The sequence below is a fragment of the Halorubrum sp. CSM-61 genome, assembly GCF_003781945.1.
Lineage (GTDB): Archaea > Halobacteriota > Halobacteria > Halobacteriales > Haloferacaceae > Halorubrum.
In genome coordinates, this window is the sequence record NZ_RJJW01000001.1 from 13744 (window position 1) to 35031 (window position 21288).

At 58.1% G+C, this 21288-nt stretch carries 16 protein-coding genes and 1 pseudogene; 10 read left to right on the forward strand and 7 right to left on the reverse strand.

Annotated elements, in window-relative coordinates:
- Window positions 1-129: 129 nt before the first annotated feature.
- Window positions 130-315, forward strand: a complete 186-nt coding sequence (locus EDM04_RS00070) for a hypothetical protein (protein WP_123619156.1) — start codon at window positions 130-132, stop codon at window positions 313-315.
- Between the two features lie 145 nt (window positions 316-460).
- Here EDM04_RS00070 and EDM04_RS00075 read toward each other — a convergent pair whose 3' ends face one another.
- The 6 genes from EDM04_RS00075 to EDM04_RS00100 form a co-directional block, all read right to left on the reverse strand.
- On the reverse strand, window positions 461-1663 hold the full coding sequence (locus tag EDM04_RS00075) for a hypothetical protein (RefSeq protein WP_233139213.1): 1203 nt from the start codon (window positions 1661-1663) through the stop codon (window positions 461-463).
- Window positions 1664-1809: 146 nt separating this feature from the next.
- Window positions 1810-2967, reverse strand: a complete 1158-nt coding sequence (locus tag EDM04_RS00080; RefSeq protein WP_123619157.1) for a multicopper oxidase domain-containing protein — start codon at window positions 2965-2967, stop codon at window positions 1810-1812.
- 164 nt (window positions 2968-3131) lie between these two features.
- Window positions 3132-3704 carry a CPBP family intramembrane glutamic endopeptidase gene (locus EDM04_RS00085; protein WP_198951588.1) on the reverse strand — a complete coding sequence of 191 codons (573 nt, stop codon included), beginning with the start codon at window positions 3702-3704 and terminating at the stop codon, window positions 3132-3134.
- A gap of 163 nt (window positions 3705-3867) precedes the next feature.
- Window positions 3868-4803, reverse strand: coding sequence for a cation diffusion facilitator family transporter (locus tag EDM04_RS00090; RefSeq protein ID WP_123619158.1), 936 nt, complete (start codon window positions 4801-4803; stop codon window positions 3868-3870).
- 50 nt (window positions 4804-4853) lie between these two features.
- Window positions 4854-7484 (reverse strand): heavy metal translocating P-type ATPase, encoded by a 2631-nt coding sequence (locus EDM04_RS00095; RefSeq protein ID WP_123619159.1) that lies wholly within the window; start codon window positions 7482-7484, stop codon window positions 4854-4856.
- Between the two features lie 109 nt (window positions 7485-7593).
- Window positions 7594-7899 carry a plastocyanin/azurin family copper-binding protein gene (locus tag EDM04_RS00100; RefSeq protein ID WP_321166838.1) on the reverse strand — a complete coding sequence of 102 codons (306 nt, stop codon included), beginning with the start codon at window positions 7897-7899 and terminating at the stop codon, window positions 7594-7596.
- Between the two features lie 408 nt (window positions 7900-8307).
- Here EDM04_RS00100 and EDM04_RS00110 point away from each other — a divergent pair.
- Window positions 8308-9840, forward strand: a pseudogene (locus tag EDM04_RS00110) (heavy metal translocating P-type ATPase); the annotation flags it as partial.
- Window positions 9841-10243: 403 nt separating this feature from the next.
- On the forward strand, window positions 10244-11830 hold the full coding sequence (locus EDM04_RS00115) for a transposase (RefSeq protein WP_123619160.1): 1587 nt from the start codon (window positions 10244-10246) through the stop codon (window positions 11828-11830).
- Between the two features lie 326 nt (window positions 11831-12156).
- Here the strand turns inward: EDM04_RS00115 and EDM04_RS00120 are convergent, their stop codons facing one another.
- Window positions 12157-12951 (reverse strand): winged helix-turn-helix domain-containing protein, encoded by a 795-nt coding sequence (locus EDM04_RS00120; protein WP_074878682.1) that lies wholly within the window; start codon window positions 12949-12951, stop codon window positions 12157-12159.
- A gap of 702 nt (window positions 12952-13653) precedes the next feature.
- On the opposite strand from EDM04_RS00120, the gene EDM04_RS00125 reads away from it, so the two are divergent.
- From EDM04_RS00125 to EDM04_RS00155, 7 genes are all read left to right on the forward strand, one after another.
- Window positions 13654-14976: a transposase gene (locus EDM04_RS00125; RefSeq protein WP_123619161.1), complete on the forward strand. Its 1323-nt coding sequence runs from the start codon at window positions 13654-13656 to the stop codon at window positions 14974-14976.
- Between the two features lie 195 nt (window positions 14977-15171).
- Complete coding sequence (locus EDM04_RS00130; RefSeq protein WP_123619162.1) at window positions 15172-16260, forward strand: hypothetical protein; 1089 nt, start codon at window positions 15172-15174, stop codon at window positions 16258-16260.
- Window positions 16257-17918 (forward strand): S8 family serine peptidase, encoded by a 1662-nt coding sequence (locus tag EDM04_RS00135; protein ID WP_123619163.1) that lies wholly within the window; start codon window positions 16257-16259, stop codon window positions 17916-17918. Before EDM04_RS00130 ends, EDM04_RS00135 begins: the two co-directional genes overlap by 4 nt.
- Window positions 17918-18754, forward strand: a complete 837-nt coding sequence (locus EDM04_RS00140; RefSeq protein ID WP_123619164.1) for a hypothetical protein — start codon at window positions 17918-17920, stop codon at window positions 18752-18754. Before EDM04_RS00135 ends, EDM04_RS00140 begins: the two co-directional genes overlap by 1 nt.
- 140 nt (window positions 18755-18894) lie before the next feature.
- On the forward strand, window positions 18895-19656 hold the full coding sequence (locus tag EDM04_RS00145; protein ID WP_123619165.1) for a class I SAM-dependent methyltransferase: 762 nt from the start codon (window positions 18895-18897) through the stop codon (window positions 19654-19656).
- 284 nt (window positions 19657-19940) lie between these two features.
- Window positions 19941-20897 carry a hypothetical protein gene (locus EDM04_RS00150; protein WP_123619166.1) on the forward strand — a complete coding sequence of 319 codons (957 nt, stop codon included), beginning with the start codon at window positions 19941-19943 and terminating at the stop codon, window positions 20895-20897.
- Between the two features lie 3 nt (window positions 20898-20900).
- On the forward strand, window positions 20901-21167 hold the full coding sequence (locus tag EDM04_RS00155; protein ID WP_123619167.1) for a hypothetical protein: 267 nt from the start codon (window positions 20901-20903) through the stop codon (window positions 21165-21167).
- The last annotated feature ends 121 nt before the right edge of the window (window positions 21168-21288 follow it).

Genomic DNA, 21288 nt, shown 5'->3' on the forward strand with positions numbered 1-21288 from the left:
TCTCACCGACATGGATTGAGGGTGGCTATCACGGTGCGCGCATCGTCGATCTGACTGTCGAGGTCGCAACCCGGCACCTCACCGGTTCTGTTTCTTAACGACTATCCTTGTCTAGACACTACTACGACCATGGAGCTCGACTTTACACGTTCGGTGGTTCCGCTTGCCACGATCGTCACTCTCGCAACGGTCGCGCTAACCGCAGTGATGGCACCTTCGACCGTTTTTATGATGGTTCTTCCCTCGATGATCGCGTTCTCGGTGGTCGCGTACTTCCTCGGGATGAAACACGGCGAATTCCGCGCTAGTCCGTAGCGGTCCTGTCCGGTATCGTTCCAAGCTCACAGCGTCCGTCCGTCTGAAGCGTCCTGATTCGGGTTACTACGTCCGGTGGTCCGCACTTCGTTTCAACAAAACTTGATGAGCGACCAGCAACCGAGGATCAACGTGGCCGGGATGTTTACTCGGTGACTCCCGCACTGAGCTCAGACGCGTCCTGCCGGACGGGTGTCGGGGAGTCGATCGAATACACGAGCGTTCCGGTGAACAGTGCGATGCTCCCTAACAGGAATATCGAACTGAGCGGCGACGCTGAATCGACGAAGATCCAGTATATTGGTGCCGCGATCGTCGGGCCGGCCGCGATGACAGCGACTTGGGAGACGAGGGGGCCACAACACCCACACGTACACGCACCGACGACCGTCGCCGTCCCGGCCGTACTCTGTGTCGCTCCCGCCTGCTGATCGAGACGCCACGAGTGAGCGACGGCGGCCGCGTTCAACCCCACGAGGACGCCGAGGAGTCCGAGCACGATGACTACACCGGGAGAGATAGCGATGAAAAACGGAACGTCGGGGAGCAGGACCTCGAGGGTGGGCCATCGCACGATCTGATACAGTACGTTCAGGACCGCCACGGTCGTCTCTTGCGGAGCGCCCTCCTCACTAAAGAAGGATAGGTATCCCGTCGTCGCCATAAAGAAGAGGCTCACCATGGCTCCGACGCTGAATCCGAACCGACGCGCCACCGGATCCCGAAGGATCGTCGACAGTGCCGTGCCAACGTCGTTCCAGAGGATGTAGCCGACGAGTAGTGGTGTCGCGAGGACGATCCCGTACCCGATCGGGTTGGTGTAGCCGCTGAATCCGGGCAGTAGATACGGGTACAGTATCCAGCCACCGAGCAGCATGCCGAGAGCCATGTACCGGGGACGTGTCGTCCATCGCACGAGTCCGGTGACGAAACTCGCGACCACGACTAGCAGGCCGGTTCCGATCGCGAGCGGCTGATACCACGACCGCGGGAACGGCATCGAGTCCGCCTGATACGTCGGATCCGGGGCCAGGCCTTCGAAGATGATCGCGCCGGCGATAGCAACACCGATGCCGACCGCAATTCCGTATAGAGCGGTTCTCGGCGAGACCCGCCCCCTTCGCTTGAGGAGGATGAGCGTACCGACTACGAGAGCACCGATACCAGCGATCGCCAACCCGTGCGATTGTGAGAGTCCCGACGATTCAGCGCCACCGTGGGCCGAAACTGTCGGGATCAGAGAAAGGAGACTGATCCCGACAGCAACCAAGACGAGTAGGCGGAGCGACCTTCGTCGAGGTTTCGGTCTGTCAGCACCAGCGCCCCCTTTTCCGCCTTTCTGGGTCATTGCGAGGGGTTAGTGACTCACACACAATTATCTGTCTCTCTCGTTCCCCCCGAGACGGACCTCGTGACTGCCCTCAGAGTCTGTATATGCGTGGAACCGTCCTGTAGAGTTCTTCGGGACGGTTCAGAAGTCCGTGTCAGATCGCGTCAGTTCGGTTCGTAGCCGGCGTACTCCATGAGCTGACTGAAGATGTCCGAGTCCATGACGGAGCGGTACACCACGCCGGTAAGCATGCCGCCGGGGTAGAACGACCCATTCATCACGTGGTTGACCTTGTGGCAGTGCATGAGGTAGATCCCGGGGTCCGCGTCGGCCGTGAACTCGATCGTGTGCCGTTCCGCGGGGGCGATGTTCGTGACGTCGATGTCGTGTCTGGCGGCTTCCGGAACGACCCCGCCGTCCTTTTCGACGCGCTGGAAGCGATGGTTGTGGATGTGCATCGGGTGCGACATGTACCCGCCGTTGACGAGGTGTACGCGGACCAAATCGCCTTGATCGACGATGATCGGCGACCCCTGTTCGGGGTGGAGCGTCCGGGGCGCGCTCTTCCCGTTGACGGTGAAGACGTCCGGCGTCCGCGAGGTCGTGTCGTACGTGAAGTTCCCCTCGCCGCCCCACTTCTTCGGGATCCGCGAGTCCCAGTCTTTGATCGTCATGAAGTACTCCCGGTCCGCCGGTTCGTAGCCCTCGGGATCGACCCGGAAGATCCCGTACATCCCCATATCGATGTGGCGGTGGGTCTGGAGGTGGCAGTGATACAGGTGCGTCCCCGGAACGTTCGCCGGAATCTCATAGGTGTGCTTCTCGCCCGCGGGGACTTTGATCCCGGTCGACGTCGGGACGCCGTCGTTCTTCCACGACTTGGTGACGCCGTGGAAGTGGATCGTGTGCGGCCGGCGCCCGTTCGTGTTGTCGAGCGTCACCTCCATGTCGTTCCCCTCGGTCGTCCGGAGGATCGGACCCGGGACGCTCGGGTCGTGGTCGTCGGCCTGCCACGCCCAGACGCGGGGGAACTCGACCGGCCCGCCCATCGAATCGAGCGGGTGGACGGCGTGTCGCGCCGGCTGCGTCCCCATCGTCACTGACCCGCCCTGCTCGTCGACGTTGACGACTGTCGGAGGGCTGGTGTAGGGGAGATCTGACGAAGATGTCTGTGCCTCGTTCGGAGTGTTCGTGGCCGCCGTCGGCGCGTTAATCGTCTTCGACGAACAACCCGCCAACGCCGATACGCCCGTCACGCCGGTCGCAGCAAGAAATTCTCGCCGGGACAGTCCGGTTCCGGGGGCACCGAAAGGTGTCATCATGGTTCATTCGACACATTGGGCTGTCGCGACAAACGAGGACTGCAGAATCCCTGTTTTTGAGAAGGCAAGCGAATATGTTCGACAACAATCGGACGGGTTTCACAAGCAAACTAAGGGTTTGCTGTCGAAAGAACTGAGATCTGAGACCCACAGATAGCAAACAGTTACATTCCACCTGTTGCCGTCAGATACGCGCTCGTGAATTGAATCGCATTGTACGCACCGTGAATCAGAGTCGGAACAACGAGGTTATCGGTGTACTCGTAGGTCGCACCGAGTACCAGAGCTAGAACGAATGCGATACCGACGTACACGAGCTTCCCTTCTCCACTCAACGAGAAGAGATGGATCGATGCGAAGAGGGCGCTCGCAAGAACGATTGCACGGGTTGGATGTAGCGTTTCTCGGAGTGTCCCCTGAACCAGTCCTCGGTATAACAGCTCTTCGCCCGGACCGACTAGCAGAAACGATAGAGGAATGAGAATTAGAAAGGCTGTCGGATTTTGCTGACCAACTGTTACTACTTGGTTTTCTGCTGATTCCAGTCCGAGCGAGGAGATAACGCGTGATGAGACAATGAGTAATCCGAGGAGTGTACCTACCCCCCCGATGGTTACAGCAACATCTCGCCTGTCCGGAATCGAAAGCGAAACGAATTCGAAGTCGAGATTTCGGAATCTGAGATAGAGGATTGAGAGCCCTCCGAATGTCACCCCCTGTAACAAGATCGTGCTCATTACGAGGCGCAACGATGGACGAGCGGTTACATCGACCCCGAATGCGCCCAGCAGTGCGGCAACGGTGGTGACAATTACCGACCCAATAACCGTTGAGCCGTACGTGAGCCCAACTGCACTCCCGACAGACTGAATCCGTGTCGTTATTTCTGTCATTTGAAAATCAGTGGTTGTGACTCGTGTTGTCGGCAGTCTCCGGGTCCCTCTCCATCTCACCCACTAGTTCGACGGTTGCGTGATCGATTCCATGGTCGGAAAGAAGCTGATGGACGCGAGAGCGGATCGCCTGATGTTGGTCTAGTGATGTGGGCTCATACTGAAGGCGCACTGTCGCTACGGTCAACTGACTACATACTTGCCAGACGTGTATGTCGTCGACGTCTTCAACGCCATCGACAGCTGTCAGTTCATTTCGAAGTTTATCGGGTGAGATAGGGCTCCGTTCTAAGAGGATTGAGGTGCTTCCGCGGAGTACCTTTCCTGCCGAAACGAGCACTAACACGCCGATGAGGATGGCAGCCACCGGGTCGGCGACAGGTAAATCGAACGTGACGACGGCGAGTGTCGAAATGATCACCGCGACTGATCCACCGGCATCGCCGAGAAGGTGATAGAATGCGCCGCGCTCGTTGAGGCTCATCTCGCCCCCTTGTACGATATAGACCGATCCCAAGTTGACAAGCAAGCCGCCGACGGCGATGATCAGCGTCATTGTCGGATCGATCTCAACCGGGTCCAGGAACCGTTGATACGATTCCCACAGGATGTACCCGACCATCGGAACGAGCAGTATCCCGTTGAGAAACGCAGCAACCGGCTCCAGTCGATGGAGTCCGTACGACCACTCAGCACCGCCTTCGAATCGTTCCGCGGTGTAGCTCGCGCCGAACGCCATTGCGTACGCAAGCATGTCGAATAGCATGTGGAGCGCATCGCTGATGAGAGCGACCGAACCGAAGAGGAGCCCACCAGCCAATTCGGCAAGGAAGCCAAGGAAATTGACGACCGCTACGAGGGCAAGTCGGCGCGTACTGCTGCCTGTTTCGGTTGTTAGTTCATATTCTCCCGTCTCTTCGTGAGCATGCCCGTGTTGACTCATACGTTTTGATCTGATAAATTCGTAATGTCCGGTATTACGACTCTCAAGCGTCAGTTGTTCTCTGTCTCCGGTTCGACGCGAGAGAGTCGCATTGCGTTCCCGGTCACGGCCATCGTCATCCCCGCGTCGCCGGCGAGGACGGCGAGCCAGATGGGGACGTACCCGAACGGAACCGCGAGAGCAAGTCCGGCTTTGACACCGAGGCTGGCCCAGATATTCTGCCGGATGACGCCGTTTGCGTCGTTCGCGAGCTCGTAGAGATACGGGAGCTTTGCGAGGTCGTCACCCATCAGCGCGATGTCGGCCGTCTCCAACGCGGTGTCCGTCCCGGCCGCGCCCATCGCAATACCCACCGTTGCCGTCGCGAGCGCCGGGGCGTCGTTGATCCCATCACCGACCATCGCGACGCCCTCGTGTTCCTCGATGAGCTCCTCGACGGCAGCCACTTTTTCGTCGGGGAGCAGTTCTGCCCGGTACTCGTCGACTCCGACTTGGTCGGCGATCGCGCGAGCAGTTCGCTTGTTGTCGCCGGTCAGCATGACCGTCCGTGAGACGCCGAGATCTCTGAGTCGAGCGATCGTTCGCGCTGCTTCGGGACGGATCTCGTCGGCCACGGCGACGATACCTTCCAGTTCGTCTTCAGTGCCGACGAGGATGACCGTCTTCCCTTCCGATTGAAGCTTCGGAACCGTCTCTTCGAGCAGATCAAGGCAGTTGTTCCGGTCACAGATCTGCCGGGCAGTCTGCCTGACGACACCCCCGCCGGTCGTCGCATGGACGTGTGAGAGATCGAAACCTAACTCCTCGAACAGCCCCGGCTTCCCGGCGAAGTGCGGCGTGCCGCCGAGATCGGCACGCACTCCCTTTCCGGTGATGCTTTCGAAGTCATCGATATCGCGCTCGTCGACCCCCATACTGCCGGCTTCAGCGACGATTGCCTCGCCGATGGGATGTTCGCTCCGCTGTTCGAGCCCACGCGCACACCGGAGGACATCTTCTTCGGAATTTTCGTTCAGTGGAACAACGTCGGTGACGGTGAGCTCCCCTTTCGTGAGCGTCCCGGTCTTGTCGAACGCGACGACGTCGACGCTCCCCATCGCTTCGAGGTGGTTGCCGCCCTTGATCAGGACCCCGTTCTTAGCAGCGCTCGTGATCCCCGACACCACGGAGACGGGCGTCGAGATGACGAACGCACACGGGCAGGCGAGTACGAGGAGTGTCAGCCCGTAGACGACGGCCGTCGGCCACGTGGTTCCGAGGGCGTACGGGCTCCCCACTGTCGTCAAGACCGCGAAGGCGACGACGACCGGTGTGTAGTACGCCGAGAAGCGCTCGACGAACTGCTCACGCTCGGTCTTGTTTGACTGAGCGTCTTCGACCATCTCCACGATACGCGAGAGCGTGTTATCGCCGGCCTCGGAGGTAACCTCCACCTCGAGATACCCCTCTTCGTTGATCGTACCGGCGTACACCTCGTCTCCCATCGCCTTGTCGACGGGCACGCTTTCGCCCGTGATGGGCGCCTGATTGACTGCGCTTTCACCGTCGACGACGGTCCCGTCGAGTGGGATCTTCTCGCCCGGTTTCACGACGACGACGTCACCGACAGCGACCTCGTCGACTGGAACCGTCTCCGTACTACTGTCTCGCTTGACGGTCGCTTCGTCCGGCGAGAGGTCCATCAACTCCTGGAGCGAGTTCCGGGCGCGATCCATCGAGTACCGCTCCAGCAGCTCGGCGATGCTAAACAGGAACGCGAGGGTGGCGGCCTCGAAGTAAAGCGCTTCACCGAAGGCGAGGCTCGCGACCAGCGCCCCGAGGATAGCCACCGACATCAAAAAGTCGATATCGAGGTTCAGATTCCGCGCCGAGTAGTAGCCGTTGCGAAGGATCTCTTGACCCCCGAAGGCGACGGCGACAAGGAACAGTCCGTCGGCAACGAACAGCTCTGTGCCGAGAAGGCTCGCAATCTGTCCGTTCTGCCCAGTGAGGAAGAATTCAAGGAGCAAACCGAGAGCAACGAACCCACCGCTGATCCACGTCTTGAGTGCCCGCGGACTCACCCAGATGCTCTCGCGTTCCTCGGTCGCGTTCTGACCTTCGGACTCGTCGCTCGAACTGTCTGTAACCTCGTATCCAGCACGTTCGATAGCACTGATTATCTCGGCTTCTCCGGCCTCCGAAGAATCGTACGTGACAACGACGGTTCCGTTCGTTGGCCGGGTTTTATACGCTGTAACTCCAGCTTTGTCGAGTGACTTTTCGATCTTACCCGCACACGAGGGGCAGTCCATCTCGGGAACCGTAAATTTCGTCGTTATCTCGTCGACGTCTTCGATGGTGTATCCCGCCTTTTCGACCCGATCAGCTATCTCGGTAGCGCTGGTTTGCTCGCTGTCGTATGAGACTGTCAACGTTCCCGTCGTCACTTGCGGGTCGATGCTGTTGATACCGTCCAGTTTTTCGACGCTGTTCTCAACTTTTCCTGCACACGAGGGACAGTCCATCTCCGGAACCGAGAGCTGTGCAACATTCCCTTGTCCGTGTGGTGGGGAGGTGTCATCGACATCCCTTGTATGCTGAGTGGACTCGTGACTATGCTGAGATCCCTCTTCGTGCGTGTGGGTTCGATTCGGTGGTTCGCCACGTTTGTCGTGGGAATCATCGTCAGGTGGGGTCATTACTCGCCGCTTGCCGCTACAGATTTATTAAATCTACTGCGATAAATGCTCCCTATTATGTTAAGAATTAATAAATACCATGTATTGAGTTATTAATATTCCCGTCAGATCATCTCACTCGAACTGTCCCGACCATTCCAGAACTCTCATGCGGAATACAACAGTACCCGTACGTTCCGGGTTGATCGAACGTGTGCTCGTAGTTCTCCCCCGGGGCGATGAGTCCCTCAGTAACCCGGTTCCTCGCAGCACGCTCTGACTCGAAGCCACCACTTGCGAAGTACACGGCCTCGGCAGGAATCTCGTCTTCGTACGCTGTGACCGTGTGCTGGATGTCGCTCTCGTTCGTCCACGTCACTGTCCCTTCGGTTTCGATCGTCGCAGTCTTCGGCTCGAACGTGTGATCGTCGGGCATCGTGACGGTCAGGCTCGACGATGCCTGCCCGCTCAAACATCCAGCGGTGCTCAGCGTCGCCAAGACGGCAGTACTGAGTCGCAATACCGTCCGTCGATTGTAGAATTTGAGTGTCATTGGAACAGAGATGGGTGGTGCCTATCAGAGCGCCACGAAGAGGTCGGTCACGTACATCACGCCGAGGCCGAGCAGGAACGCAAGCAGGTTCGTGGCGCTGGCCACGCGACCGCCTGCATCCCGAACCATTCCCGCGATCTCCCAGTTGACCTGTAAGATTGCGCCAACCCCGATCGCGAGGAAGAAGGCGCCGATCGTCGGCGAGTACGCGAGACTACCGATCCAACCGCCGAGGATGACGGGGGCACCGGCGATGACGCCGAGCGCAGCGAAGTGCTTGAACGACGGGCGCTCTCCGCGGGCGACCTCGTACTCGTCCGACCCGGCGCGAGCGTGCCCGCCGACGGCGTCGTCGAGGAGGGCGGTTCTGACGTCAACGAGTCGATGATCACGGGCGAGTCGAAACCGGTCTCGAAGGAGCCTGGCGACGAGGTCATCGGCGGCACCATCAACGGCGACGGCAGTCTCCGCGTCCGTGTTGGCGCGACGGGCGAGGAGACGACGCTCGCGGGCATCATGCGGCTCGTCGAGGAAGCCCAGCAGAGCAAGTCGAAGACCCAGGTGCTGGCCGACCGCGCGGCCGGCTGGCTGTTCTACGTCGCTCTCGGGGCGGCAGTCGTGACCGCAATCGCGTGGACGGTCGCGGTCTCGTTCGACGTGACCGTCATCGAGCGCGTCGTCACGGTACTCGTCATCGCCTGCCCACACGCCCTTGGACTCGCCATCCCGCTGGTCGTCGCGATCAACACCTCCCTGGCGGCGCGCAACGGGATGCTCGTTCGCGACCGCATCGCGATGGAGGACGCACGGAAACTGGACGCCATCATCTTCGACAAGACGGGGACGCTCACCGAAGGCGAGCACGGCGTCGTCGATATGGCGACCGTCGACGGCGTCGACGAGGACAACGCGCTCGCACTGGCGGCAGCTGTCGAGAGTGACTCCGAACACATGATCGCGCGAGCCATCCGCGAGGCAGCTGGCGAGCGTGATCTCAGTGCCCCCGATGCATCCAGCTTCGAGGCAATCAAAGGGCGAGGGGTCCGGGCGAACGTCGACGGCAACGAGGTGTACGTCGGCGGTCCGAATCTGCTCTCACAGCTCGATAGCGAGGTTCCGGGCCACCTCCAGCGGTTCGCTGACGATGCGGGAGAGAACGCCCAGACGGTGGTGTATCTTGTTCGTGACGGAGAGTTGATCGCCGCGTTCGCGATGGCCGACGTGATCCGCGAGGAGAGTTTCCGCGTCGTCGACGCCCTCCACGATCTGGGCATCGAGGTAGCGATGCTGACTGGCGACTCCCAGGACGTCGCCAACGCTGTCGCCGACGAACTGGGCATCGACACGGTGTTCGCGGAAGTCCTCCCCGAAGACAAGGACAAGAAAGTCCAGGAACTCCAGGACCAGGGGAAGCTCGTGGGGATGGTCGGCGACGGTGTGAACGATGCGCCGGCGCTGACGCGAGCCGACGTCGGTATCGCGATTGGGAGCGGCACCGACGTTGCTGTCCAATCGGCTGACGTCATCCTCGTTCAGAACAACCCGATGGACGTCGTTCGGCTGGTAAAACTGAGCAAGGCGAGCTACCGGAAAATGCAGGAAAACATCGTCTGGGCGGCCGGCTACAACATCTTCGCGATTCCGCTCGCAGCAGGCGTACTGGCTCCGATCGGGATTCTGCTGTCACCCGCTGTGGGCGCACTCCTGATGTCGCTGAGTACGGTTATCGTCGCCATCAACGCGCAACTGCTCCGCCGGGTGGATCTATCCATCCCCGAGCTTCCAGGAGTGACACCATCCACTAGCGCCCAAACTGTAGACTGAAACTCTGCCTGATCACTTTAGGAGGGGTTTTCGATTGCATACGGTTGGTATTCGGAATCAGAAAATCGGTGCAGTTTGGATAGATGGCACTCTTCAAACCGATTTAACGGGTTATAGATGCCAGTTTTCCCACTTACGCCGCGCCTCTTCTTGAGAAGCTGGTTGTCCTCACACGAGTTATCTCAGCATAGTTGATTCCAGAATCTCCCGACCAGTTTCTCACCCTCAACGTCGAGCAGGRTGATTGAGTCAYCATCAATGAAGGTGTTAGCTATGAGTGAACGAAGCGTAGCTGCGAGACTTACAGAGTACTTGTTTGTGCTGACCGATTCAACAGCAGCGGTTCCTGCGCAAAGAGGATGGGATCGCGCCGCTTGTGTGACTGGCTGATGGGATAGCTCACATGACTTCTCAGGAGCACCGATTGACCGACGCCTACCTTGTCGGGTTGACACTCACAGAGGCACTCAAAGCCGATCAGTCCCTCTGCACGGCTCTTCGAACTCTGGAGGGGCCGTTCGATTCGCTCAATGACGGCTACCCAGAGTGGCATCCAGCACCGCACTTGTTCGAGGGGATGGTACGCTTGTTACTCTACCGCGAACTCACTGGCGAAAGCTACCGTTCGCTCGCCCAGTATCCCGAACTCGCAGTTGTCATCGACTTGGAGAAAATCCCCGACGAATCGGTGCTCTCGCGGACCTGGCGTAACCGGTTCGACGAGGCGACCCGGGAGTTCGTCACCACAGCCGCCCACTACGTCATCAAGGAAGTCCATGATCGCGACATCTCAGCGCCAGAGGTGCGGCCTAAGGCAGAGATCGTCGACGATGAGCAAGAAGCTGCAGACCCAGTAGAAGACAAATCCTTCTCACAGGAGGAGATCATCCAGACGACGCGCCTCGCGCGTGATCACGCCTTTGGTCACTTCGACTCTGGTCGGGCGTCGAACGCCTCGTACGAGGACACACAATTCTTTGAGCTACAGACGTTCATGGGGATGGTCCACTGTGGAACTGCGCAGGGAGAGACTCGCTTCCAATATCGCCATGGCGAAGAGTACAGCCCCCATGGTGATACCCACCTCCGCGCCGTCAAGCAGTTCGATCCCGAAGAACTCGTGAACGGATTCAACGAGACAACAGATCGCTTGCTCTCCGTGATCGCCTCGGAAGCATCCTTTCGAAGGCCAGTCACCGCGGCAATCGATATCACAACTATTCCCTATTACGGAGAGGTCGAAGGAATGCCGATGGTCAGCGGGACCAAGGATAGAGACGGTCGAGCGTTCAAATTTGCGACGCTCTCGATCATCGGGCAGAACATTCCGCTCGTTCTCGCGGTCGAACCAGTGCGAGAGAGTTCTGAGTGGGATGAGAACTCGTCGAATCAGATTCATCGCACTGTGCGACGGCTCGTTCAACGAGCGAAAGAACACGTTCCGATCGAGACAGTACTCTGTGACCGAGAGTTTGACTCGATACAAGTGTTCCAGACGCTCTCAAATCTCGATGTGAACTACCTCATTCCGAAGCGGGTCTCCAGCTCCGAACGGGATGTACTTGAACAAATGGAGGAAGACGACCAAGAGGTGGCTGTTGAGTCGGCTTCTGTCCATGTGGAATCTGGATCGCATCCAATGCGGCTCCTGTACGTGCCGTCGACGAGTGGTGAGGGGACGGCCGTCTTCGCGACGAATCTCCGAGTCGATCCGGAGGAAGCCGAGTCGTTCTGTCAGCGCTACAGCCGCCGGTGGCAGATCGAGAGTGAGTACAAATCGATCAAAGGTGACTTTCTCGCCAAGACCTCCTCGAAAGATTACCGTGTTCGATTGTTCTACTTCGTGTTCGCGGTCCTCTTGTACAATATCTGGCGGCTGACCGACTTCCTGCTGAAAGCAGGTGTCGACGGAGAGATGGACTATGCACCTGTGATTACTGCGGGTGAGTGTGTTGAGCTCGTTGTCTCGGCGTTGATTCCACACGACTAATCGGCTGAGCTCTCGCTGGGTCCGCCGCTCAAGAGTGACAACCGTATTCAGCAGCGCCAAAATCCACGCAATTTCGTATGCTCGTCCGGCAGTTCGAGAGCAAGAATTCAAAACCGATGCCTGATCGGTGAGGATCACCACGACTTGATGGCGATTTGATCCGAAACTAGCCTATCCTCCGAAACTGTGAACTTCCACAATCTCGGAGGATGGAATTGATGCGTGCCTTCTATACAGAGATATAGAAAACGAATAGAAATTGGAAATTGATTTTTTTCTTAGTAATCCGTTTCAGCGAACACTAAGTGTGACTACGGGATTTCCCGTTACCGTATCCCTTTGGGACCTCCACGAAGGAAAATTTCCTCTGCATCTCGCTCAACCGAATCATACTGTTCTGTCGCCCACTCAACCGCAGTCTTAGTATCATTCAGCATACAGCCCTGAATTCCTTGTTCCGTGTAAACGACGACACCGACCTCCGTTTCATCCGCTATCCATAGCCCAAACGTCCACGGAATCGTCCCGCGAAACAACGTAACGCTCGGTTTGTCTAACGCATCTTTCGTCTCCTGTGGATTCAGTTCGTATAATCGGTCGAATACGTCTCCATCGAGCACCAACTCCAGTGTAGCAGAATCATCTGTGACTGCTGCCTCGTAGAACTCAGTCGCTGAGCCTGCGAGCGCCTTCGGGACTAGCCCTCGGACGACAGATGCTCCGCGGACTGAGCAAAGCATTACATCGAGGACTGCATCGGGAACACTGCTCTCGGCAATATGCGCAGTTGATCCCGGAAGAAACGCTTCACCGATGGGGGTCTCGGTGGGGAGCGCAGCGAGGATCGGTGCTGCGTCGGCGAGGTCGGTGAGGAACGAGGCGTACTCGTCGTGTTTGCGATATGCACACACCCCGGCGGCGGTTGCGTGCCATTCACCGTCCTGGTACTCAACGAGGTATGCGTCAGCGAGCGAGCGTAACACTCGATCAATCGTCGAGCGCGAACAGTCGAACAATTCGGTAAGGTCGCGTTTTGAGCGTGGCGCCGCGGTGAGGACACGGAGAAAACCCGACCGGTCTGCGATGAGCGCTTCAAAATCGGCGGGATCGGGTTGTTTCATTAGCGGGTTCTAGTAGCGTGAGCGTATTCAGTTCTGGGGAGGTCAATTGGCTGTACTTGAACCATATTAGCGGTTTGTGTACAGCTTGAGGGGGACCCTCAGTAAGTGAGGGGGGTGGGAGTAGTCTGGGAGGGGTACTCATCAATTAACATGAATACAAGCCGCGAAAGAATGGCAAGTGGTGTGTTACCATGGAAAACCAGACTCCGACCCAGACCAGTACCAAGCCGAACTGAACGACGCTGTCGATGATGGTGGTGGTTGTACCGAGACGTGGGAAAAATTGTCGGATATACGGAGTAGTCCCGATCCGCGCCCAGGTGTTGACCGCCGGACAGTTCTAAAGATTGGATCTCTGGGAATCGCTACAACGCTCGTGCCGGGAGTTGCCACTGCAGACAATAAAAAGGATCTTGGTGATGGAAGCGATAGCACTAACGGCGAACGAGAGGTTGTCATTCAACGACTGGCCGGGAAACGTCGTAGAGAAGCAGTTGACGACGCGCTGGGTAACAGCGATGTTCAGCAGCTCCTGAATGATGCCGCCTCTGGAGCCTGTCCGAAAAACATCCACTATCATGCTGCTCGAAGGCCTCTCCAGTTGAAACCTCTCCCAAATATTAACTAGGCAGAACCCGTCTACTGCGTAAGATTCCACCCGTGACGTCCAACTTCATCCGATACGATCAAGACCAGCAACACTTGCTGCCAAAGGACCTCTCGGAGTGGGTCGCTGAGGATAGTCTCGAACGATTCGTCTCCGACACTATCGACTACCTCGACGAGCAGGACCGGCTGGAGCCATTTTACCCAGTGGAAACCGACGAGAACCGGGGCAGACCGCAGTTTCATCCAGTTATGCTGCTCAAAGTCCTGGTCTTCGCCTACGCTCAGGGTATTCGTAGCTCCCGGAAAATCGACCGCCTGCTCGAACGTGATGTCGCCTTCCGTTTTCTCGCCGCGAACCAACAGCCCGACTTTCGTACCATCAGCAACTTTCGCAAGGATCATCGCCAGGACTTCAAGCACCTCTTCGTCGAGATTCTCCAGTTGTGTCGGCAGGCCGGGATGGCACAGATGGGCGAAGTCGCGCTTGATGGCCGCCGCGTCCAGGGTGACGCCGCCCTCGATCAGAACCGAACGAGAGCCCAGATCGAAGCGGAGATTCAGGAAGTCCTCGACGAGGCTGCCGAAGTTGATGAAGAAGAGGACGAAGAGTACGGTCCAGAGAACCGCGGCGACGAACTGCCCGAGGAACTTCAGGACAAAGAAAGTCGTCTGGAACGGCTGCGTGAGGCGAAAGCAAAACTCGACGACATAGAGCAGGAGCAGAAAGACGAACAGGCCGAGAAGATTCGTCAGCGAGAACAGGAAGAAGCGGAGTCAGGCGAAACGTTGCGAGGCCGGAAGCCCACGCCACCTGAAGAGATCGAACTCGACGAGGATACCAAGGCGAACATGACCGACCCGGAGAGTCAGACGATGAAAAGTTCCGACGGCTGGAAGCAGGGCTACAACGGTCAGGCGATGGTGGATTGTAACTCACAGGTGATCGTCGCTCAAGACGTCACGACCGACGCCAACGACACACAGCAACTCGAACCGATGCTAGATGAGTGCGAGGCGGTGATTGACGAGACTCCGTCGAAACTGCTGGCGGACGCGGGCTACTGGAGTGAAGCGAACGCTGCGCTCGAAGATGAGCAGACGGAGCTGTACATCGCCACAACGAAGGGCTGGAAACGGCGCAAGGAACTGCGAGAGAACGGGCCACCACGTGGCCCGATTCCCGATTCAGCTGGGCCAAAGGAGCTGATGGAACGGAAATTGCGGACGAAACGGGGCAGAGACATCTATCGCAAACGCGGTCAAAGCGTGGAGCCGGTGTTTGGTCAGCACGTGAATCGTGGGTTGGATCGGTTCATGTTGCGTGGGAAAGACGGGGCAGCGGCGGAGTGGTCGCTGTTCTCGGCGACGCACAACCTCTTGAAGCTCTGGCGGACACGGTGGGAGTCGGCTGGCTGATCGATTCGGTACAATCGGTCGGGCGATTTGGAGAGAACTCCGTTTTCCTCAGAGATCCATTTCAAACGAGGCGATGAGTGATCTAATTAGAGTGGGCGAGATTCGGTTTTCTTAGACGGGCTCGAAGGCTCGCTGGAATCCGGAGACCCCACCTCTGGATTTGAAGATGGTAAGGCGAGCGCCACGATCCCGTGGATGGGTGACATCGATCCGGACGCCGTATCCGTAACGGCTCACTACCCGAGCCTCGGTATTAGTCAGCCGGTCCCAGATGAGTACATCTCGGTGAGCAAGCGTATCGGCCGCGGTGACGAGGTCGAGATCGCTGGATACCCAGTCCCAGAAGACGCTGCGAGTGTCAACTTCGGCGTCACCGTAAGTGGTGAGGACGGCGAAACAGTGGGTGACACGCGCGTTGGAGCGAGAAACCCCGACTTCACCGGGGACTTCCTGCATCTGAAATCCATGCGAGTGAGCACGCTCCGCCCAGGGGCGAGCGAGGAGGTAAAGATCACGCCCCGTGTCAGTGAACAGTCGGCACTGATCGATTCGATCAGCGCGAACGTCACCGGCCCGAGCGGACAGGACATCACTACGTACTCCACAGATAACGGTGAGGGGGTTTCCTTCACAACTGATGGCGTAGGCTCTCATCGCGTTCAGTTTGACATCACGGACCAGTCCGGTAACACTTGGAGCGAAACTCTCCGAGTGAAGGCCCATGATGAAGACGTGAACCAACCGCCGAGCGTTCGGATCCGAGAGGGCTTTACTGGAACGTTCGCAGTAGTGAGCGATGGGATGGACGACGGAAGTGTGAGAACTGATGAAGGTGCGGTCAGCATTTCCGGCGTTGCTGATTCGGAGGACATCCCGAACACTGTCCACTATTACGGAAGCGAGATCTCCAACAAACACCCGTCGACCACGCTGAATGTGATGAAATCCTCGGATGGCGAGCCACAGTCGATCCGGAAGCACGTCACCGTGTTCTATCACACCGCCAGTCTTCCGTCCGGTACAATCGTTTACCGCAACGGAGATCAGCCGCTAAAGGTGGATGGAACAACCGCCTACGGGGATATCCGCTGCCCAGAGGAGAATGATGGTTGCACGGTCGAAACGTACACCGACGCGAGCGGGTCCGTTGACATGACCGTGAACACGAACCCCGACATCGTCGAACGAACCCTTTACTGGGTCCGTCTGAACACGCCGGTGGAGCTCCCGATTCTGACCATTACCCCGACCGCCGGGGGAGTGAAAGGGGGTGTCGCAGCATGAGAGGCCGCTTCCAGATGGCCTTCTCGGTTGTATTCGCGGTCCTGATGGTGACGGCGGCTGTCGGTCCTGCTGTCGCACAATCCGGCAGTCCGGGCGATCGAGTGAGTCCCCGAGCCTCAGACGCGGTCGGAACATTCGGATACGATGTTCCGGATGAAGTGGTCAGCTATGGAGCAGGTGCGAACCCTGGAATGTTCGTCTCCGTGGAATCCAGCGAGGACTTAGAATCGCTTGAATCGTGGGCGGACGCGTCTCAGGAACGCACGGTGATAACGCGCTACAACTCATCAAACACCATTCTTCTCGCCGCACCGATGGACCACGTCGGACACACGTTCGACAGTGTGGACCGATGGCTTCCTGGTGGGGAACCCACGCTGATGTCGCTCGGGTACGTCACTGGACTGTCCTTCGACTTGAACGTGGAGAACGCGAAGCCGATCCGAGATCTCCATAGCGCGGACTCGTTCACTGCTCCACGCGGCGCGTGGTGGGCAGAAGCAACCACGTCTGGGGAATACAACGCAGATCCTTTCGCGTGGAGTGAGGATGCGAACCAGACCGAGCTCGCTCGCGTGGGCGAGTTAGTCGGTGCTGATGACGTGTCGGCTACCGGTGCTGGAGTTGACGTGGCCGTAATCGACAGCGGCGTGAACTTCGCGAACGGCGAGTTGTTTGGAAATGGCACGTCAGGGTCGGATTTTCGCGTCGCGGACGCTCACGACTTCGTCGAGAACGAATCCACGAACCTGTCGTTCAGCCGCGAAAATCTGCCTGACGAGCTCGAGGCAGTAAACGACTCGAACGGGCACGGGTCGTGGGTTGCGAGCTCGATTCTGAACGCGGAGTCCGGGATCGCGCCCGAAGCCGATCTGATGGCGTACCGGGCTCTGAACGCCGATGGTCAAGGCGAGACCTCGGACATTCGCAACGCCATTTCTCGAGCGGATCGCGAGGGCGCAGACATCATCGTGATGTCTCTCGGCTCTCCGGTCTACTCAGACGCGATGGCGAACGAGCTCCGCCGGGCGCTGTCAGCGGACGGAAACGTGACCGGCGCGTTTGTGGCTGTTGGAAACAGTTACACGACCACGCGATACGTTGCGAGTCCAGGCGACGTCGACCGTGTAATCGGTGTTAGTGCGACCAACGGTGCGAATGCGTCAGAGGCCAAGAAAGCCTACTTCGCGAACACCGGCCCGGATACAGGCGTCGACGGCTCTGGCTCCGGTGAACACGACACTCGCGGTGCGCAACCTGATACCGCTGCTCCCGGCATGAAAATCACTGCACCCGTGGCTGACACGGACGGGAACCTCAAGAACCGAACTCTGTCCGGGACGTCGATGGCCGCACCCATCGCGGGCGGTGTGGGCGCGCTTCTGTTGGACGCAGACTCCGGGCTGGTTGGAAAACCGATCGAGTTCCACACTCGGATCGTAGACTCGGGCGCTCACACGCCGAACATCGGCATCACGGAATCGCGCGGCGGAATGGTAAACGCAACTCGAGCAATCAACGGATGGAACAACACTGACGCGCCGGATCGTGACCTGAACCCGGACACTCAGGGGCGAGATGACGCGAACCGGATCCTTGCCGGTGATATCGGGATGCAAATGGCCCGAATCAGCGAGTGGTCAGGGTGGATCGCCTAATGGCCTCGCCCGGGAGCCAGTCTGTTTCCAGTTCCAGCGAAACAGGCTCAAACCTCTTTGATGAGCGGCGCGTCACACGGCGTGACGCGGTCGCGAAAGCTGGGAAGGCGCTCACGGGCGGCATGGGTATTCTCGCCGTGTCCGGCTCGGCGACGGCGTCTCACGGGGATACAAAACCGGACCACGTAACGATCAGCGAAGACATCGGGTGGTTGAGTTATTACTCACCTATGTTGGACCTTCGGCACGTTCCTATCGAGAATCACCCGCAACTCCTCGGATGGCGGTTCAGTTCCCCCGAATACGAAACCGAAGTGGGCGTCTACATGGCCGAGTACGCGGTCCAAGATGACGTTCTGACGTTGACGTCGCACGCGGGCGACCACGAGTTCGTGTACGTATTTGTAGACCGGGAGACGGGCGAAGTCGACCACGTAGCGTACACTGCCTACCACTGGTTACAAGGTTACGTCACGAACCCGAACGTAAACACCGAGGACGGCGGCGCTCACCCAACGCTGATGGTCGCACCGACGTACCACAACTACGTCCCACAGTCCAGCGCGACCTCGAGCTCGATCCTCCTGGACGTTGATTCGTTAGGAGACCCCGGCGAGAGAACAGGCCCGCTGTATCAGTGGCTCTCGAACGGCGGAGAGAGTTCTCTCGCAACGGGCGCAGTCCACGAGCCATGGAACCTATCTCGACATGGCACAATGACTGATTGGTGGTCTCGAGAGGGAATCAGTGCGGTGAATTACTGGATCGTACAGGCGTGGGCCACGATCGGAATTCGTGGCGCCGACTTTGCGGATCGAGGTGATCGAGATTTATGACAAATCCAAAACCAATCTTGGAGGGAATACCATCTCTCAAATGGTGGCTGTCCGGTGGTATGCCTCCGCCTCTACACAACACGATAGAAATAGATGTATAGAAAGAGCTTATAAAGTAACAACTGATAGGTTTCCAGAAGATGCTATCTGTAACGCAGAAAATCAACAGAATTAGAGAACTTTATCAAAAGGGTGGAGTCGGTGAAGTAAGTAGTGGGATACGGAGATTCATTGCGTACCGCAAATATGTGGTTGCCACATGGTGGATCTTCAGAACGTCAGACGACAACACGGAGGCATACCGTCGATTGATGAAATACCGAATCGAGAACTTCGGTCCTGATGAATCAGTCGGTGGTTTTGAAGACGACATCGGGCAGCTGCAATTCGACTTCCTGAAGCGTCAAGGATTGTCCCCAAGTGATACTCTCCTCGATCTCGGGTGTGGTGTTCTTCGAGGAGGTCGATTCTACATCCCCTACCTCGAGCAAGGGAACTACATCGGGATGGACATCTCTCCAGATGCCATTGAAGAGGGGAAGAAGATCGTGGGCCATGAGATTGAGAAAAAGCAACCTCAATTCTACGTAAACGACGATCTCAAGTTCGCTGACGTTGCGGAAGAAGCGGACTACATCATCGCCCAAAGCGTGTTTTCACACCTCCCAAAAGAAGATATCCGCGAATGCTTCACCCACCTACACCGCGTTCTCGATACTGATGGTGTGTTCTACGCCACGTTCTCGGACGAAGAAGACGACCGAGACAAGAATTTCGCATATCCAAATGGCGAGCTCATCGATTTGGCCGAGGACTGTGGCCTGAACGCCACACTACTCACACTCGAGGAATATCCTCATCCATACGGTCAACGGATGCTTGAGATCAGTCTTCAAAACTGATACGGTAAACCTGATCGGCTGACTGTTCGTAAGACCCACCAACCGATTTCGATTCCTTCCCTGCGACCCGCAAACTACGGAGTAACCACCAATAGACCAATGTTCAGCATTAGCTATGGCGGGAGGGATAGACCACCGCCGCCCGTTCCACCCCCTTTCCCTTCTGACCAAACGACTGACGTATCGCTATCAAACAACCCGATTCCTGATTCAACATGTTCAACACCAAAACTAAGAGCGTCTTGCTCGCACTTGTGATGCTGGTTGCTGCCGTCAGCGGGGCCATGGCAGCCGCATCCTACGACAACGAAACGACATCGACTTCGACCACCAGCGATCTCGTGGGCGGTGAGACTGTCACCGACCTCGATAACTCCAGCGTCAACAAGACGCTTGAAGTACAGAGCGATAACGCAACCAGCGGCGACGACTTCACGCTGAAGTTCGCAGTCAACGACGCCGACTCCGACCAGGACGGCGAGGTCATCTACGAGACCGGCGATTCTTGGACGGCGACGAACGAGACTGAGGGCTACTACAACTACACCTTCGACCACGCGACCGTCTTCAAGAACCTCGAACGAGACGCCGGTGAGAACGTCACGCTCGACGTTCGGACGGTCGTCAACGAGTCCGAGACGAGCGAGGAGGTCGCGGAGATCCAGATCTACGCGCAGAACGATCAGAACAGCGCAGTCGGCGTTGTCGGTGATGGCGACTCCGGACTGTCGCTGGCTGACTCCGGATCTGCCTACTCGTTCAGCCTCCCGTTCACAAACAGCAGTGACGAGGCTGGTGCCGCACAGGCAAGCGAGGACGTCGGCGTCAACGCGACGAACACGACGACAGTTCGACTCGAGCTCTCGAACGCGTCTGCGAGTGACGCGGGGAGTGCGGCAATCTCCGAGCTCGAGACCGGAGCCTACGCGGCGAGCAGCTACGGTCAGTTCGATGGTCAGTTTGTCCCGGTCTTCGTCGACTCGGCTGACGCCGAGTGGCTCGACACGGAGACGGACACCTACGCGACGATCGACTCCGAAGGCGACACGATCACCTACCACAACGTCAACGAGGCGGTGGATGAGGACGGTACGGTGACCGCCAAGGCCACGGTCAACGACAACGCTGGCTTCATCCAGGCGTGGAACACGCTGGGTAACTACGACATCGGGAGTGGCGAGCGTGTGAGCCTCGCGATCGATTCGCTCGACACGAACGGCACTCCGTTCGACGACGAATAACCCATGAGCCAGCGCAAACAAGCACTGGAGCGCGTGTGGACGTTTCTCTGGCAGACTGTCGTCGGTTGGGTCATTCTGCTGGTCACGATGTTCATCGCGACGATCTGGGCGATCATCGACATCATCTGGCAATTCGTCTCGGGTCGAAATGACCTGAGCGAGAATTCAACGGCGGCAGTCTGGGTCTCGAGGGTCCTCAGTTGGAACACCGACCAGACCATCTTCGTCTTCACCGGCGGCGGTGACGGCGGCTGGCGTCCACTTCCGTAGCATCTGACTCAGCGAAGGCATAGCTCTCGATCAACCACCCGTCTTGGAGCGTACAACATGTGCGACCGGGTTCGACTCCCGGTACGGGCTTGCCCGCCTGCGGTCGCGCAGGCGGCTTACC